At 54.1% G+C, this 15405-nt stretch carries 15 protein-coding genes; 4 read left to right on the top strand and 11 right to left on the bottom strand.

The window, feature by feature from the left end:
• Window positions 1-56: 56 nt before the first annotated feature.
• Window positions 57-1346 carry a LysM peptidoglycan-binding domain-containing protein gene (locus tag IPJ68_05255; GenBank protein QQR78453.1) on the bottom strand — a complete coding sequence of 430 codons (1290 nt, stop codon included), beginning with the start codon at window positions 1344-1346 and terminating at the stop codon, window positions 57-59.
• Between the two features lie 128 nt (window positions 1347-1474).
• On the opposite strand from IPJ68_05255, the gene IPJ68_05260 reads away from it, so the two are divergent.
• Window positions 1475-2506 carry a tyrosine-type recombinase/integrase gene (locus IPJ68_05260; protein QQR78454.1) on the top strand — a complete coding sequence of 344 codons (1032 nt, stop codon included), beginning with the start codon at window positions 1475-1477 and terminating at the stop codon, window positions 2504-2506.
• Window positions 2507-2703: 197 nt separating this feature from the next.
• Here the strand turns inward: IPJ68_05260 and IPJ68_05265 are convergent, their stop codons facing one another.
• The 4 genes from IPJ68_05265 to IPJ68_05280 are packed head-to-tail and all read right to left on the bottom strand — an operon-like array spanning window position 2704 to window position 4852.
• Window positions 2704-2988, bottom strand: coding sequence for a hypothetical protein (locus IPJ68_05265; GenBank protein QQR78455.1), 285 nt, complete (start codon window positions 2986-2988; stop codon window positions 2704-2706).
• On the bottom strand, window positions 2985-3353 hold the full coding sequence (locus IPJ68_05270; GenBank protein ID QQR78456.1) for a class I SAM-dependent methyltransferase: 369 nt from the start codon (window positions 3351-3353) through the stop codon (window positions 2985-2987). The genes IPJ68_05265 and IPJ68_05270 overlap by 4 nt, the downstream gene beginning before the upstream one ends.
• Before the next feature lie 44 nt (window positions 3354-3397).
• Window positions 3398-4102 (bottom strand): class I SAM-dependent methyltransferase, encoded by a 705-nt coding sequence (locus IPJ68_05275; protein QQR78457.1) that lies wholly within the window; start codon window positions 4100-4102, stop codon window positions 3398-3400.
• A 12-nt stretch (window positions 4103-4114) separates the two neighbouring features.
• The gene (locus IPJ68_05280; protein QQR78458.1) at window positions 4115-4852 is read right to left on the bottom strand and encodes a hypothetical protein; all 738 of its coding nucleotides are present in this window, start codon (window positions 4850-4852) and stop codon (window positions 4115-4117) included.
• A gap of 146 nt (window positions 4853-4998) precedes the next feature.
• Here IPJ68_05280 and IPJ68_05285 point away from each other — a divergent pair, with 146 nt between their 5' ends.
• The gene (locus tag IPJ68_05285) at window positions 4999-5763 is read left to right on the top strand and encodes a hypothetical protein (protein ID QQR78459.1); all 765 of its coding nucleotides are present in this window, start codon (window positions 4999-5001) and stop codon (window positions 5761-5763) included.
• A gap of 86 nt (window positions 5764-5849) precedes the next feature.
• Here IPJ68_05285 and IPJ68_05290 read toward each other — a convergent pair whose 3' ends face one another.
• Entirely contained in the window at window positions 5850-8075 is a 2226-nt protein-coding gene (locus IPJ68_05290; protein ID QQR78460.1) for a UvrD-helicase domain-containing protein, read from the bottom strand.
• Window positions 8076-8182: 107 nt separating this feature from the next.
• Between IPJ68_05290 and IPJ68_05295 the strand changes: the two genes are divergently transcribed.
• The gene (locus tag IPJ68_05295) at window positions 8183-9817 is read left to right on the top strand and encodes a UbiA family prenyltransferase (protein QQR78461.1); all 1635 of its coding nucleotides are present in this window, start codon (window positions 8183-8185) and stop codon (window positions 9815-9817) included.
• A 39-nt stretch (window positions 9818-9856) separates the two neighbouring features.
• Here the strand turns inward: IPJ68_05295 and rsmA are convergent, their stop codons facing one another.
• The gene (rsmA, locus tag IPJ68_05300; GenBank protein ID QQR78462.1) at window positions 9857-10660 is read right to left on the bottom strand and encodes a ribosomal RNA small subunit methyltransferase A; all 804 of its coding nucleotides are present in this window, start codon (window positions 10658-10660) and stop codon (window positions 9857-9859) included.
• Window positions 10661-10683: 23 nt separating this feature from the next.
• Here rsmA and IPJ68_05305 point away from each other — a divergent pair, with 23 nt between their 5' ends.
• The gene (locus tag IPJ68_05305; GenBank protein ID QQR78463.1) at window positions 10684-11460 is read left to right on the top strand and encodes a hypothetical protein; all 777 of its coding nucleotides are present in this window, start codon (window positions 10684-10686) and stop codon (window positions 11458-11460) included.
• 83 nt (window positions 11461-11543) lie between these two features.
• On the opposite strand, the gene IPJ68_05310 is transcribed toward IPJ68_05305, so the two are convergent.
• The 4 genes from IPJ68_05310 to IPJ68_05325 form a co-directional block, all read right to left on the bottom strand.
• Window positions 11544-12437, bottom strand: coding sequence for a methyltransferase domain-containing protein (locus tag IPJ68_05310; protein ID QQR78464.1), 894 nt, complete (start codon window positions 12435-12437; stop codon window positions 11544-11546).
• A 65-nt stretch (window positions 12438-12502) separates the two neighbouring features.
• Window positions 12503-13447 carry a G5 domain-containing protein gene (locus tag IPJ68_05315; GenBank protein QQR78465.1) on the bottom strand — a complete coding sequence of 315 codons (945 nt, stop codon included), beginning with the start codon at window positions 13445-13447 and terminating at the stop codon, window positions 12503-12505.
• A gap of 11 nt (window positions 13448-13458) precedes the next feature.
• Window positions 13459-14979 carry a YifB family Mg chelatase-like AAA ATPase gene (locus IPJ68_05320; protein QQR78466.1) on the bottom strand — a complete coding sequence of 507 codons (1521 nt, stop codon included), beginning with the start codon at window positions 14977-14979 and terminating at the stop codon, window positions 13459-13461.
• Window positions 14969-15397 (bottom strand): signal peptidase II, encoded by a 429-nt coding sequence (locus tag IPJ68_05325; GenBank protein QQR78467.1) that lies wholly within the window; start codon window positions 15395-15397, stop codon window positions 14969-14971. Before IPJ68_05325 ends, IPJ68_05320 begins: the two co-directional genes overlap by 11 nt.
• Between the last annotated feature and the right edge of the window lie 8 nt (window positions 15398-15405).

Below are 15405 nucleotides of genomic sequence, written 5' to 3' on the forward strand. Positions count from 1 at the left end.
AGTATACCACTACAAAGGAACTAGTAACTAGTAGTTAGTCGCTGCACCCTCATTTTCTAATAAATGTATCCCTTGATCACGCGGCTCGAGCGCGACAATTGCCGCACGCTTTTCTTCGCCCAGCCGGTGTAGTTCATCTCGGACACGGTGATGGTATCACCGCTCACCTTTTCCACGACCGCGACATGGCCATAGTAGCGGTTTTCAGTCGTCACGACGATCGAGCCGACGGTCGGATTCTTGCCGGTCTTGTAGCCATAGGCCCGAGCATTGAAGAGCCAGGTGCCCGCATTGCCGCCCCAGGGGACATAGCGTTTCTGCGCGACGAACCAGGTGCAGTACCCATACGGGAAGCGATGTCCCTGGCCAATTTTCCCTTCTTTGGGTCGTGAGAAATTCGGGGTGATGTCGGTCGCTGCCCCCACGCCGGACTGGGTCGCGTATTCCCGGCGAGCCAACCCGGTCGAGGTCGGCGCGGTCAAAGTTGCCTCCTTCACCCCGTCCGGGATGACGATTTCCTCACCGGAAGTCAGTTCGCCATTGGCGGGCAAGCCATTGTAGGCGATAATACGGCTCCGGTCCGCTTTGTACTTGGTCGCGATCGTGTCGATCGTGTCGCCTTGTTTCACCAGATAGTTGAACCCCGCCACTGGCAAGATGAAGATCTGATCGCCGGGCTTGATCGCATCGACATTGTCCAGATCGTTCGCCCAGAGGATGGTATTGACCGTCACCCCGTTGGCCGAGGCAATGCCCGATACCGTGTCACCCGCCGCCACGGTATAGATCTTTACGCCCCCTTCTTCCTCTGGGTCCCGTGTGCTGTTCGCACCGATCGCGCCTGCGAGAAACATTTGGTTTTCCGGCGAGAGATAGGCTTCATCGAGTACATTCGTCTCTGACTTGGCCGCGACATCGACCGCCAGCGGGGGTGCCGCGAGGGAGACGAGCGAGAGGTTATGCTGTTTGGATTCTTGCGCCGCGCGCCGCGGGATGAGGCGACTTTCGCGAGGCAGATCAATCCCGAGTGACGTCATAAGACGATCGAGCCGGCCCGCTTCTTGGCCGTAATTGGTCGCCGAAACGAGCATGGCCGAGGAAACGACGATAGAAAAAGCAGCATATTTACGGAAAAGCGCCACTGGAACATAGCCGGACCTTTCCTTGAACCAAATCAAGAGTTTGGTCTGCCACTGATGGAAAATGGTATTCCAATGCGAGAAATCAGCCCAAGCACGCGCTTTTTTCCAGACTAGTCTGACGAAAGATGTAAGGTTCGAGTAGATACGCTCGCCCTTTCTGTCGGGAATATCCCCTAGCGACGCTGGCCGATAAGCGGGCGCCACATCCGGGATTTCCCCCAAGAGTTACGCCTCGTAGAATACTCTGAAACCCTCCCCTGGTCAATTGATTTTCGGGTGAATATTGTATCTTTTGCTTCAATTGAGCCTTTTTCCTGTCAGGCTCCCTAAGTATGACCCCGTTCTCGCGGGCCTTCCCATGGTACAATTTTCATGTCGCCTTATATCATACGCTTGTGCCCCCATTTGAGAACCCCAAGACCGAAATTGAGCGGCTCGCCAAGGAATTCTGTGAACACCTCGAGATCGAGATGAATCGCTCCCGGCGGACCCTCGAGAGCTATGCCCACACTCTTTCCACCTTCTTCGCGTGGGGCGCGATTGCGACACCCGCGGACCTGACGCTCGAGAAAATCCGAGCCTATCGCCTCTACCTCAATCGGAAACAGACACGGCGCGGCACCACGCTCAAGCGAAGCACCCAAGCCTACCACGCGATTGTTCTACGCACCTTCCTGAAGCATCTGGCAAAAAACGATATTCCCACCCTCGCGGCTGAAAAGATTGAGGTTGGCCGGGTCCCGGAACGTCAGGTCGACTTCCTCGAGTACGACGAGGTGGAGCGGCTTTTGGCAGCCCCCACGGGCGACGGTATTCGGGTACGGCGGGATCGTGCCCTCCTCGAGCTCCTCTTTTCCGCTGGTCTCCGCGTCTCTGAATTGACGGGACTCGATCGGGACCAGGTCAATCTCGCCAAGGAGGAATTCAGTGTCCGTGGCAAAGGATCGAAACTCCGCATTGTCTTCCTCTCGCCCCGAGCGATAACGGCTATTGCTGACTATCTCGACCACCGAAGCGACATCGATCCTGCGCTCTTTGTCTCACATCCGAAAAAAGGACTCGTGAATAAAAAAAATGCGACACGCGAGACGCTCCGCCTCACGCCCCGCACCGTCGAACGACTGGTGAAGCACTACGCGAAAAAAGCCGGCATCGTGAAAGACGTCCATCCGCATACCCTCCGTCACAGCTTCGCCACCGACCTCCTCCGGAACGGGGCCGATATCCGAAGCGTCCAGGCGATGCTCGGCCACGCCTCCATCACCACGACACAGATCTACACCCACGTCACCAACGAACGGCTGAAGGAAGTTCACCAATCCTTCCATGGGAAACGAAAGCCGAAGATACTAGATAAGCGATAGCCGATAAGGGATAAGCGATGTGAATCAAACGTAACCCTTCGAATTCCCCTGTTTCCACTCTCACACCTGGTATCAACTATCCTGTGTCAGGTATCTCCCACTCTACATCTTGCGCAATGGAGCGACGCCGAGCATCATTTTAAAAAAAACGCCGCAAGATATGCATCCTGCGGCTACAACTACAGTTGACCGATCCGCTACTCATTTCGAAGGACTAAGAGGTGATCTCCGTACGATGCGGAGAAATTCGGCCACGTCTTCACGAGAGTTACCCGAGCGAATACCGCCTCTGCCATCCTAACGAGCTTATCCACAGAGTTCTTATACTCGCCATCCGCCAGTACGTCGTTGCGCAAGATATCGACGGCCACAGCGATGATGCACAGCGGCGCCCTATTCTCTATCACTGCCTTGAGATACGCATAGCCGAGTTCGGCAGCGGCCAATTGCCGACTTTGCTCATCAGCGTAGACACCGATCACACCTCTGCACAGATACCGAAGCCCCCTTGCTTGATAAGTGTCGCCAGCTTGGTGAAAAGCCTCGGCTGATCGCTGTATGGAAGGTGATGAACGCTTCCGGTACAGAGCACGCCGTCATATCTATCATCCGTATTCCAATCTCTCACATCCGCCTGTACATAGCGGATACCTTTGTTTCTTGCGGAGGCGTACGCCACGTACCGAGAATCCAGATCTATCCCCGTGAGGGAAATGTCCGGCCTCAAAACATGAATCTGCTCCAGAAGGTATCCCGGCCCACACATGAGATCCAACACTTTGCCGTCAGGCGGCACTGCATCTATCACTCGATACACGACCTCCTGTATAGTCGCGCCCCAAGGCATATGCTTCATTTCCATCCGATAAACATCCGGATCAGGCAGGTCTTTCACTTGGCTACCCCCTTCCTGGCGTTGATGATTGCATGCATCCCGGCACGATTACCGATGCTTACTTGCTCAAACCCCGCCTGCTCAAGCATATCGAGCACGGCGCTTTCCGTCACCCGGATTGCATCATCCTCCCGCTCGTGGTTAAGAAAGAATGCGCACTCCTGCGGATGTGCCCCCCTCACCGCTTCGATCCGTCGGATAATAATCGCCAGTGTTTCCCGATACGCGTCATCGTCGTTGAGAGAGACTTTGTCTCCGCTCAAGAAGAGTCCGCCCGGCGATAGTCTCTGGAATACCAGGCTGTATACCTCCCTTTGTTCGTCCGGACACAGGTTATGGATCGTTAGTGCCGAACAGATGATGGGAAACGTCCCAAGCCCAGGAAGGATCTCTCGCATATCACCGAAATGGATACCGAACCGCTCTCCGAAACCAGACAGTTCCGCCCCGGCCCTCGCTACCATGCCCACAGATCTATCGATTGTCTCCAGTCTCACCCGCGAGTCGGCCTCAAGGATGATCCGGCTCGTATAGCCGGTCCCGCACCCGACTTCCAACACCGTCACCGCTTCACCCGGAATCCGACCGAGCTCTTGTGCTAGCGCCTCACGGAACCTTGTATGAATTCGATCATAATCCGGATCGATCGCCGTCCACAAATCGTACTGATCCACAATCCCAGAGAAACGATCTTTACTCACAGTATTCCCCTTTCACCAAGAAGTACCCAGGTTGAACAATATTTCGTTACCAGCCATACCACCCCCACCCATGCCATGCTGCAGCATGAGAGACGGTGTCACCAGTGTCGATCCAACCCGTAATGGCCACGCTATACCCAGACGAACGAAACTTACGGCCTCAGGCGACACCCCGTATGCATGGCCATGCCCACCGAAGGCAAACGTCACAACCGAGCTCACACCTCCGATAGGAACATCGCGTGCAAACTCCGCCTTGTAAACGACACCCCCCGGAAGCACGGATTTGTTCTCCGGTATGTCCACTTCCAACGACAGCGACGGTGTGAAACCGGCAATCGTCGGAAACGTTACGATGTCCTTCATGCCAAACAGATCACCACGAAGAGAACCCACCGGATGAAGATCGTAGTAGGCAAGGGAAAGACTATGCCGGACCGATCCCCACGAGACAGTGCATCCTAAGGAGAAATCAATTTCATCCCCGCTGCGGAAATGCAGAGTGTCCCCGAGATGCAGCGACGCCCAGACATTCGCGTAGCAGTTCTCGCGACTTACCGTCACGGATGGCTGCAGTGCGGGAGCTGGGATAATCCTCGCCCCATTCATACCACCGATATGCTGATTCCGCACATCGACCGACCCGGACCAGCTGAATACCGGACCGTCTCCCGCGAAACAGACGGTGCCCGGAGTGCCGAGCAGTATGGCCATCACAGCCAACAAGAACCCAGAACGTGTTTTCATCACAAACCCCTTTCAGATCAGTTGTTCAGGTACTCTGCGGGAAAAACCGCATCGGATCAGACTACTCCCGTATTGTATTTATGTCAACTATTTCAGACGACAACTATTGATTTATCCGGAAAAACGTACTATACTAGGGAAACAACGTTATGAATCAGCAGACGCTCGCTCAGCTCGAAGAACTCCATCTGTCCCCCAATGAGGCCCGGGTCTATTTGGCATTGTTCGAGACCGGGCAGACGTCGGCCGGAGAAATCATTCGCAAAACGCAGCTCCACCGGAGCGTCGTCTATGAGACACTCGACAAGCTCCTCGAGAAAAAACTTGTTGCCAAGCTCACTCGTCAGCATATCGCCCATTTCCAGGCGCTTGACCCCGATCGACTCCTGCAAAATATCCATCGACAGGAGACCATCGCCCAAGATCTGGTCCGCGACCTCAAGGTACTCGCCAAGACCAACCAACCAGAAATCACCATCTATGAGGGCGTGGAATCCTACAAGCGTTTCTGGCTCGAATCCATGGAGCGTTTGCCGAAAGGATCGACGGACTACGTCGCAGGATCTATCGGCGCCCCATGGTACGAGGTGATGGGCAAGAAGTCTATCGATCAGTATTTCCGTACCGCCAAGAAAAGAAATATCGGCTGGAAGATGATCGTTTTCGATATGGACGACTACGAACAGACCTTCTTCAACAGGTATCCCGACTTCCGCTGGGAGTGCCGGCTCATCGATCGGCCCATGGCCAAAGAAGGGAATTTCAACATTTTTGGGACCGAGAGCGTCATTCTCCATTCCGCCACCGAGCCCATGATCATCGAAGTGAAGAATCAGAGTCTCGTGAAAGTCTTCCAAAATCTCTTCGACATCCTCTGGGAGAACGGCAAGGATATCAAGAGCTGGAAAAAGTAGCGCTGAGACATAAAAAAACCGAGACCAATGAAGGCTTCGGTTTTTTTATTGTAAAATTTTGTATGAAGACCCTACAGAGATAGGCTCTAGACTTTCCGGAGTGGAGCTACTCCAAGCATCATTTTCTTCACGCCCGCGCGCTTGAACGCGACTGAGACGAGACTGCCGTCAAGTGCGATGACGAGGCCATTGCCAAACTGCTGATGCTCAACCATGTCGCCCGGCCGCAGGTCCTTAGCTGGCGAGATTGGTTCACCGCTCGTTTCAGCGCTCTGAACTGGAGCGGTGAAGCGGCGGATCGGGGCCGCATAACTTTTTCGTTTCGGTTTAGCGAATGACAAATTCATGCCATTGGATTCACGCTTCGTGACGAGTACTTCAGGGATCTCTTCGAGGAAACGTGACGGCGGATTCATCTGAGTCGATCCGAAGATTGTCCGCATATCCGCGTGAATAAGATAGGCTTTCTCCTTGGCTCGGGTCAGCGCCACATACATGAGCCGGCGTTCTTCTTCAAGTTCCGCCCCCGACAAGGCACTCCGCGAATGAGGGAAGATCCCTTCCTCGAGCCCGACGATGAAGACGACCGGGAACTCAAGCCCTTTGGCGGAGTGAACGGTCATGAGATGGATGGCATCAGCGCGCTGATCAATCGTGTCCGTGTCCGAGGCAAGCGCCACCTCCTCGAGGAACCGACTCATCGCTTCACGAATCGGCACGCCATCGAACTTCTGCGCAACCGAAAAAAGCTCCTGGACGTTTTCCTCGCGCGCCTCGCCTTCGGGTGTCCCATCACGGAGACTCTCCAGATAGCCGCTCTCGCGCGTGATGACATCGAGGAGTGCTCGCAGCGTCAGGCCGGCTTCATGGAGGAGGCTGTCCTGCCAATGGGCAAAGAGTTCCATGAAGGTTTCGATTGTTGCAATCTTCCGATCAGGGAGAATGCCTTCAGACTTGAGTATCGGAATGATAGCGAGGAAATCGATCTCACGTGCCCGAGCCGTATCGGTCCAGGCCTTCAAGGTGGTCGGACCAATCCCGCGCTTCGGCTCATTGACGATCCGTTCGAGTGCGAGGACGTCCCGCGGGTTAGCGAGAAAGCGTACATAGGCGACGACATCCTTCACTTCCTTGCGCTGATAAAATTTCAGGCCGCCGACAATTTTGTACGGCAATGACTCGCGAAGAAAAGCCTCTTCGATACTGCGCGACTGAGCATTGGTCCGGTACAAGACGGCAAACGAATGGTACGGGATATGCCGTTCCCGAACGATTTGCTTGATCTCTCGAGCGACGAATCCGGCTTCATCCTCCTCACTTTCAGCTGGATACAACGCGATGTTTTCACCCGATGATTTGTCCGTCCACAGTTTTTTGTGGCGCTGATTGACATTGTTGCCGATGACCGCCGTCGCCGCATCGAGGATGATCTGCGTCGAGCGGTAATTCTGATCGAGCGTGATGACCGCTGCCTCGGGATAGTCGGTCTCAAAGGAGAGGATGTTGCGGATATCAGCCTGCCGCCAAGAGTAGATGGATTGGTAATCGTCGCCAATCACAAAGAGGTTCTGGTACTTCGCCGCGAGGAGCTTGACCAACTGGTACTGGAGCGGGTTCGTATCCTGATACTCATCAACCAGGATGTAGCGGAAAGTCTCTTGATAATGCTCGAGCACATCCGGGTGCTCGGCAAAGAGGCGCACCGTGAGGAGGATGAGGTCATCGAAATCGAGCGCATTCGCCGCGACGAGTCCTGCCTGATAGCGCTCGTAAACCTTGCCCACGAGTTCCTCAAAGTAGCCATCTGCCAGGCTCAGGAAACGCTCGGTCGAAAGCTCCCGGCTCTTCGCATTCGAGATTGCTTCCAGGATTGAGCGCGGCTTCACTTGGTCCGGATTCATTTCAAGCGCCTTCATCGATTTCTTCACGAGTGAAAGCTGTTCATCCGCGTCAACGATATTGAAATCTTTGCCATAGCCCAGCCGATCGATATCGCGACGAAGGATGCGGGCCGAGATATTGTGAAACGTTCCGATGAATTGCGGCATCCGGAAATGCTTTCCTTCGTTTTCCGCTGCCCGCTCCAACATGTGGGCTATTCGTTCGCGCATCTCCTGAGCCGCCTTATTGGTGAACGTCACCGCGAGAATCGCTTCTGGCGCAACGTGTTTCCCAGCCAGGAGATAGGCGATCCGGTGGGTCAGGGTTTTCGTCTTGCCACTCCCCGCCCCAGCCAAGATCAAAACCGGCCCATCGACGGTCTCGACTGCGCGTTTCTGCTCCGGATTCAGCCCCGTTTCCCAAAATGACATAGGACTGTATTGTAGCATTTCTGTATCGGATCTTCATTCCACGTGACAAGCACCTTCGACCAAGAGAAGGGTCTACCCGAGGCTCTCCTATGCTATAATTGTGGACTATGCAAGAACGCCTCCGCAAATTATTCGAACAAATCGAGGAACACCCGCTCACGCTTGGCTCATGGGCGCTGACCCTCCTCGCCATCATCATCGGTCGAATCTGGATCGAAAATACTTTTGAATCATTGCAGTTTGCCTTCGCCGACCAGTTCTTCTATCAGTTTTCACACCACCTTTTTACGTTCACAACGATTTTCCTCGCTACACTGCCGATTGTCGCCTGGGCAGGGAAAATTGAACTCCGGAAAGCAGCCAATCTTCTCCTCGTCGGCTTCCTCCTCATCTGGACCCCCCCCATTATCGACGAAATCATCTCGCACGGCGCTGGTCTTTGGAGCTTCTACGCCTTTGACAGCCTAACTGGCCTCGTACAGCGCTACTTTACCTTCTTCGGTGACCGACCCGATATTGGTGTCACTTATGGCCCACGCATCGACACCGCACTTTCAATCATTTTCCTCACGCTCTATACCTACATCAAGACGCGACGAGTGGGGCGTGCTGCCATAGCTGGTTGGCTCATCTATACTCAGACATTCCTGTTTGCCGCACTTCCTTCAATCGCTACCTTCCTTCTCATCGGACCAAACATCGGCTTCTTGTCCGTCACTGAGCACGACATTGCCCTACTCATCCTTGCCCCTGCACCACTCTTCGGCCTCGACCCGCCGACCATACCGAGTGTTATCTCCATCAAGATGAGCCTCATTTATACTACGCTAATCATCCCCCTCATCGGCGTGCTTGTATTTACTTTTTTCCGAACCACCTTCTGGGCGCTTATCCATAATGCCCGATTCCCCCAGCTCCTCTACCATACTGGATTATTTCTTGTTGGCGCCGGGCTCGCTTCTCTCTACGGAGAGTCGAACTGGATTCCTAATTTCTTTCACTTTGCCGGAGTTTTGGCGCTCATCACCGCCGTCAGTTGCGCCTGGCTAGCCTCAGTCGTAGTAAATGACCTCCGGGATGTCGCTATCGACCGGATAACCAACACTCATCGACCATTGGTCACGGGCGCTATCACTGTCCCCACCTACAAAACGATTGGGATTCTTCTCTTTGCCGTCTCAATCTTCTTGGCCGGTCTGGTTTCCACTCAAGCTGCACTCCTGCTCGTCCTGTACCAAGCCCTCGCTTTCCTCTACTCAGCTGACCCGCTCCGCCTGAAACGCATCCCATTGATTGCGACCGCCATCGCTGCCATGGCCAGCCTCCTCATCCTCTTCGCTGGTTTTATCGTTTTCTCGACTGAGAAAAATATCTCCACTCTCCCTGTCTCTATCCCCATTCTCCTCTTTTTCGCTTACCTCGCTATCATCCCCATCAAGGACTTCAAAGACATCGTGGGTGATGCAGCCGATGGAGTCCGCACCCTCCCTGTCATCCTCGGCGAAGGGCGAGCCAAGCGTTTCATCGGTGCCGCCGTTTTCCTTGTTTTCGTCGTTAGTCCATTCGTCTTGTCGATCCGATCACTCTTCCCGCTTGGACTTTTCTTCGGGACACTCGGCTATTGGCTCCTCCAACTCGCCTCCATGGATCATCGCTACCTCAGCTATCGAAAACTCCCGGGTTGGTTCATGCTCCTCGCGGCCGGCTATGGCACTTTCCTTGCCCTGGCGCTCGGAAAATAAACGGATCGATTCGCACACAGGGCGAAGCACCGCATAGACCTATTCTGTCTGATCCAATTTCGAACGAAGTGCTTCCCAGTCCGAAACTGAGAGCGCCTGCGCCCGAATGTCCAGCCTGAGTCCAGAAGTGGCGAGGACGGCTTCGACGGCTGGCTTCTCGATTTTCAAGATCGACGCGAGATTGTTCGCGAGTGTTTTCCGACGGGCCGCGAAACCAGCCCGCGCGATGCGAAAGAATTTTCTATCCTCTTCCGAGTCAAAGCTCCGCTTCGGGACCAGCTGAACGACGGCACTGTCGACTTTCGGCACCGGATCAAACGCCTCCTTCGGCACGATGAACGCAATATAAGCATCACTGTAGTACTGCGCCATGAGCGACAGCAGGCTCATCGCACCCGGTTCCGCCGTCAGCCGCTCGGCCACCTCTTTCTGGACCATGAGCGTCAGACTTTGCGGTCGCGACTGGAGCGACAAGAGCGTCCGGATGATCGGCGCCGTGATGTAGTAGGGAATATTGGCGACGACTTTGTACTGCCCAGATTCATACCCCGCGTGCGTCAATATCTCATGCAGATTTGCATCGAGGATATTGCCCTCCAATATCGATACTCCCTCGCTCGCTTTGAAATGCGTCTCGAGCCGCTCGACCAATTGATGATCGAGTTCCATCGCCACCACCTGCTTCGCCCGACTATCCAGTACCTTGGTCAGTACCCCCGTGCCCGGACCAATTTCGAAGACTCGGTCCTCTGGGCCGATCTCAGCCACCGCCAAAATCCGCTCGATGATGCTCTCATCTTTCAAGAAATTCTGCCCAAGTGATTTTTTTGCCTTTACTAACATACGACGATACAATTGTAGCTATTATGCATGATATTTCGTTTCCGCACTACAAAAACGTATCTCCCGCCACGAACTTTCTTATTCTCGTCGGTGCCCTATTCATCAACTACGTCTCGGTTTGGTTACTATCCAAATCCCCCATCCTCGCCGCGCTCCCCATCGCACTCACTTGTCTCTCCCTCCTCCTGTACGCTCGGAGCTGGAAACTCACCCTGGTCGCCCTCCTCTTTGCGGTGGTCGGTGCGGGACAAGAAGCTTTTTTTATTGCTAATGGGCTCTGGAACTACCAAACTGTCTCCTTTCTCCTGATTCCTCTCTACCTTCCTTTCACCTGGGCGAACATATCCATTCTCATCGTCGGCCTATTCCAAGGGCTGCTCCAACTCAGGACAGCACTGCACCTATACCACGCGCCACCTCATTTCCTTCGAGCATTTCTCGCGACAGGATTCGCTGCTCTAGCTGTGATTCTCGCTATTTATCATTGGGCTGACACACCGGGCCGATTGGTTATCTTCTTCCTTTGCGTAGATCTGGCCTATGTATTTGTCATGCGCAGCGTCCCCTTGGCCATCGTCGGTCTCATCGCTATGGCCGCCGGATCGGTTGCTGATCTCGTCGCGGTACCGCTCGGACTCTGGAGTTACCCTGCAGGCGGGCACTTCTCCGGAATCCCTGGCTATATCTTTCTCGGCTGGGACATCGTCGGCCTCTTCGCGGCCGGACTCTATCTAACTATCGATCTCTGGAGCCAGACAGGAGATCCAACTCCTGATCTACTGTCTCCATCATCACTCTGATCTCCCCTCAAGCCCATATCAGTTATTGTTCTGCACCAGATGAATCATTGTTTTTTGACTCAACGCGAGCAATGAGCCGGGCTTTACAAATTCAGGTGAGCTCGTTTCCTAGCCACGACAATACGATACTCAAAGTTCGGGCTTATTCCGAGCAAAGGAGCAAAGACGCCAACCGAATAAAAGTATTGTACTTCAGACCACTCTGCTTCACCTCTCAGAAAGCGCATGATCGATCCTGGCAACTTGTGGGCTAATACATGAAGCACCGACGGGGCAATTTTCCATGAGAAATTTTCATTTCGGATTATCTCAAATCCACGCTGCTGCATATACTGGAGAAACTGACTTGGGTTCGCCCATGATTCAACGCTAAACGTTTGCCGTACTCTCTGGTCTGCAAATGCCCCAAAGATATCAATCCATTTATTCCTTGGTGAAAAAAAACCATCCACGACAACAAGTGTCCCCCCTGGTTTCAATATCCGGTACGCCTCCTCCAAGACTCGTGTTTTCTGTGTGCCTTGGCCATAACACATCGCATCAACAAAATAAATCGCATCGAAGTAGCAATCAGGGAAGCCGGTAGATTCAAAATCATTTCTTGAAAAGACTAAACTTTCTGCATAGGGCTTGTCTTTTTTTAACTGGTTAGCTAGTTCCACCTGTTTTTGTGATAGGGTAATGCCATGAATCGTAAAATTTTTATGTGTAAATCTCTCGGCCAATAGATGCCCCAAATGACCCACTCCACATCCAGCATCAAGAACGACTTGGGGCGATTGAAAATCAAGCGCAAGCTGATCCACAACCTGCGTGCTTAAATTACCAGTCATCCGCGCATTATCCAATACTTCCCAAAAATGTCTGGCGAAACCAAAATGATACCCTCCTCCATCTCTTCCCGACCAGTACTCATAGAGGTCGAGGTATTTATCGTAGTGCGATCCGATTAGCTCCTGCTTATTCGATTGATTCATACTTTTCGTTTGTCTATCCCATTTATCGGATGAATGCGTTCTGATTAGAACATTCCGTGTCTGGGCTAATTCACAATCTCTTCCATCTTCACATTGATGACACCCGCACCGAGGGAGGCGATCTGCTCAAATGCCACCCGGTCGAGGTCGATGATGCGGCCGGGGGCAAACGGTCCGCGATCGTTGATCTTCACGATGACGCTCTTGCCATTATCGACATTTGTCACCCGCACATAGCTCCCCATGGGAAGCCAGGGATTGGCCGCGGCCATCGTTCCGGTCCACGCATACCATGACGCCGCACCGCGATGTGCCTTGCCTGTCTTCACGTACGTGCCCTGCGTCACGATCTCGGTCACTGGCTCTTTCGTGACTTCAGTTGAGACAGCCTTTCGATTCACTTCCTTCCCATTATGATAGCTCACTCGATAGACCATTGTCTTCACGCCATTCTCTCCCTTCTGTTTCACGATTTTCTTCCGCCAAGAGAGTGAGCTGTCTTCTTCTGTCTTTGTCACAAACGAAATCTTCGTTTCTTTCCTCTCCTCACGGATCTCGACCCGGGTGACGCTGATCTCTCCTCCATCCGGCACCGCCACGTCTCGGGCGGGTACTACAATATCGTCTGCATCGAGCACTATCCCCGCTTCAGCGATGATGTCTGCGCTTGTTGGTGCAATCGCTAAAACTCCCTCTTCCTTTCCATCGGCGAGAATGCGAACCGCCCGCGCCGGTTGCCAGATAATATTCGTCCCAGCGGAAAGCATCGCATCAGCTGATGGATATACCTGGTCGTTCTCTGCGACATGAAGCCCAGCCCGGCGCAGCGCCTCAGCCACGGTGAGACCAGCATCGAAGGTGATCGGAAACAACATACCTGACAGCGTGACCGTCGCAGTCATCGGCTGACCGAGGAGAAAGGCCTCGCGCGAATCACCAAAGGGCGGCGTCACCGTCCGGTACAGGAAGTAACCACCAATCACGAAGATAGCCAGCAGAGTAATTTTCATTTTTGAGAAAATCAGTCACGGAAGCGATACTGAAGTGCTTCTGCTATATGAGCATCAGCAATGCTGTCCGCGCCCGCCAGATCAGCGATGGTGCGCGCGGTCTTCAGGATCCGGGTATAGGCCCGGGGCGACAAGTGATAGTGCTCCACAGCCTGCCGGAGGAGTGTCTGTCCAGCCACATCCAGCTCACAGTGTGCCTCAATGAGCTTATTATCGAGCTCGGCGTTTGACTGCTTGCCGGTCCCCTCGAGTCGCCCCCGACCGCGTTCACGCGCCGCCTGTACCCGACTTCGCACCACCTCGCTCGTCTCACCTATTGAACGATCGCGAAGTTCGTCGAAGGAAAGTCGCGGCACATCGACATGCAGATCGATGCGATCGAGGATCGGCCCAGAAACCTTCTGTCGATACTTCTCGATCTGATAGGCACTACAGCCGCAGACACGTTCCGGATCGCCATGGTGTCCGCAGGGGCACGGATTCATCGCCGCGACGAGCATAAACCTCGCCGGGAAGGTCAGTGTCCCCTTCGCTCGTGACACCGTGACGATACCGTCTTCCAATGGCTGACGGAGACTTTCAAGGAGCGCACGCGGAAACTCAGCAAATTCATCCAAAAATAGCACCCCTCGATGCGCCAAACTGATTTCTCCTGGCTTCGGCAGCGTCCCGCCACCGACAAGCGAAACACCGCTCGCGGTGTGATGTGGGGCTCGGAAGGGCCGACTCTCGACAAGCGCCTCACCCCGCGCCAAACGACCGGCAACCGAAAAAATCTGGGTTACCTCGAGGCATTCTTCGAACGTAAGCTCGGGCAAAATTGTCGGGAGAGCTTTCGCGAGAAGCGTCTTGCCGCTTCCAGGCGGGCCAATCATAAGCACATTATGGCCGCCGGCGGCAGCGATCTCAAGCGCTCGTTTCACATGTTCCTGCCCACGGATGACCGAGAAGTCAGACGAGCTTGATCCCTGGCGCTTATCTTGGGGCCGTGTCTCAAGCATCGGCTGAAGAAGCACGCGTCCCTCCAGGTGTGCGACGAGCCCCGCAAGTGTCGAGCTAGCGAAAATACGCAAGCCCGGAACCAGCGCCGCTTCGTGAGCGTTCGCTTCAGGGACAAAGATCTCCTCGAAGCCACACCGCTGCGCGAACAAGACGAGCGGCAGTACGCCCGAGACCGGTCGAATCCGTCCATCCAGCGCAAGTTCGCCGATAAAAAATCGCTTGGCGTAGGGAAAGGCAAGCTGCTTGGTCGCCAAGAGAAACGCCAGCGCCATGGGGAGGTCATAGGCTGAGGAGCCCTTGGGGAGGTCAGCTGGAGCGAGATTGACCGTCACGCGGCCGCTTTGATGCGGCGGACGGAAACCCGTGTTCTTGATCGCAGCGCTGACCCGATCCCGTGCCTCTTTCACAGCAGCATCCGGCAAACCGACCACATTAAACTGGTGCAGACCCTTGGTCAGGACGTCGGCCTCAATCTCGACCAAAACCCCGTCGAGTCCAACTGTGGCACCAGAATACACTTTAGCGGACATAGGCAAAGACTTTAGGCATCATCCCGAGAGTAGTAACGAGGAGCAGCGCGACCCCGAGAAAAAGCATCATATCAGCCAAATTGAAACTTGGGAAGAACGGGAGGGCGATGTAGTCCGTGACACAACCATGGACACTCCGGTCAATCGCATTTACGGCCCCCCCGATGAATATGGTCATCCACGCGAGACAATCGATCAATGCAGACCGAGTCCAAGCCTGATAGCCCGCGATACAAAGGAGGAGCGTGATACTGAGCCACAGAATGGACGACGGGATAGCGAGCCCGAGTCCGATACCAGTATTACAGACCATGTGGGGCCAAGCGATAAGTCCAGAACGTAGCTCCCAGTCTACCACAGCCAAAAAAACAAAAAACCCGAGGAAGGAATACACCGTCTTCGGGTGAGAAATGATCATACTGATTG

The organism is Candidatus Moraniibacteriota bacterium, assembly GCA_016699425.1.
Taxonomy (GTDB): domain Bacteria; phylum Patescibacteriota; class Minisyncoccia; order Moranbacterales; family UBA1568; genus SSEF01.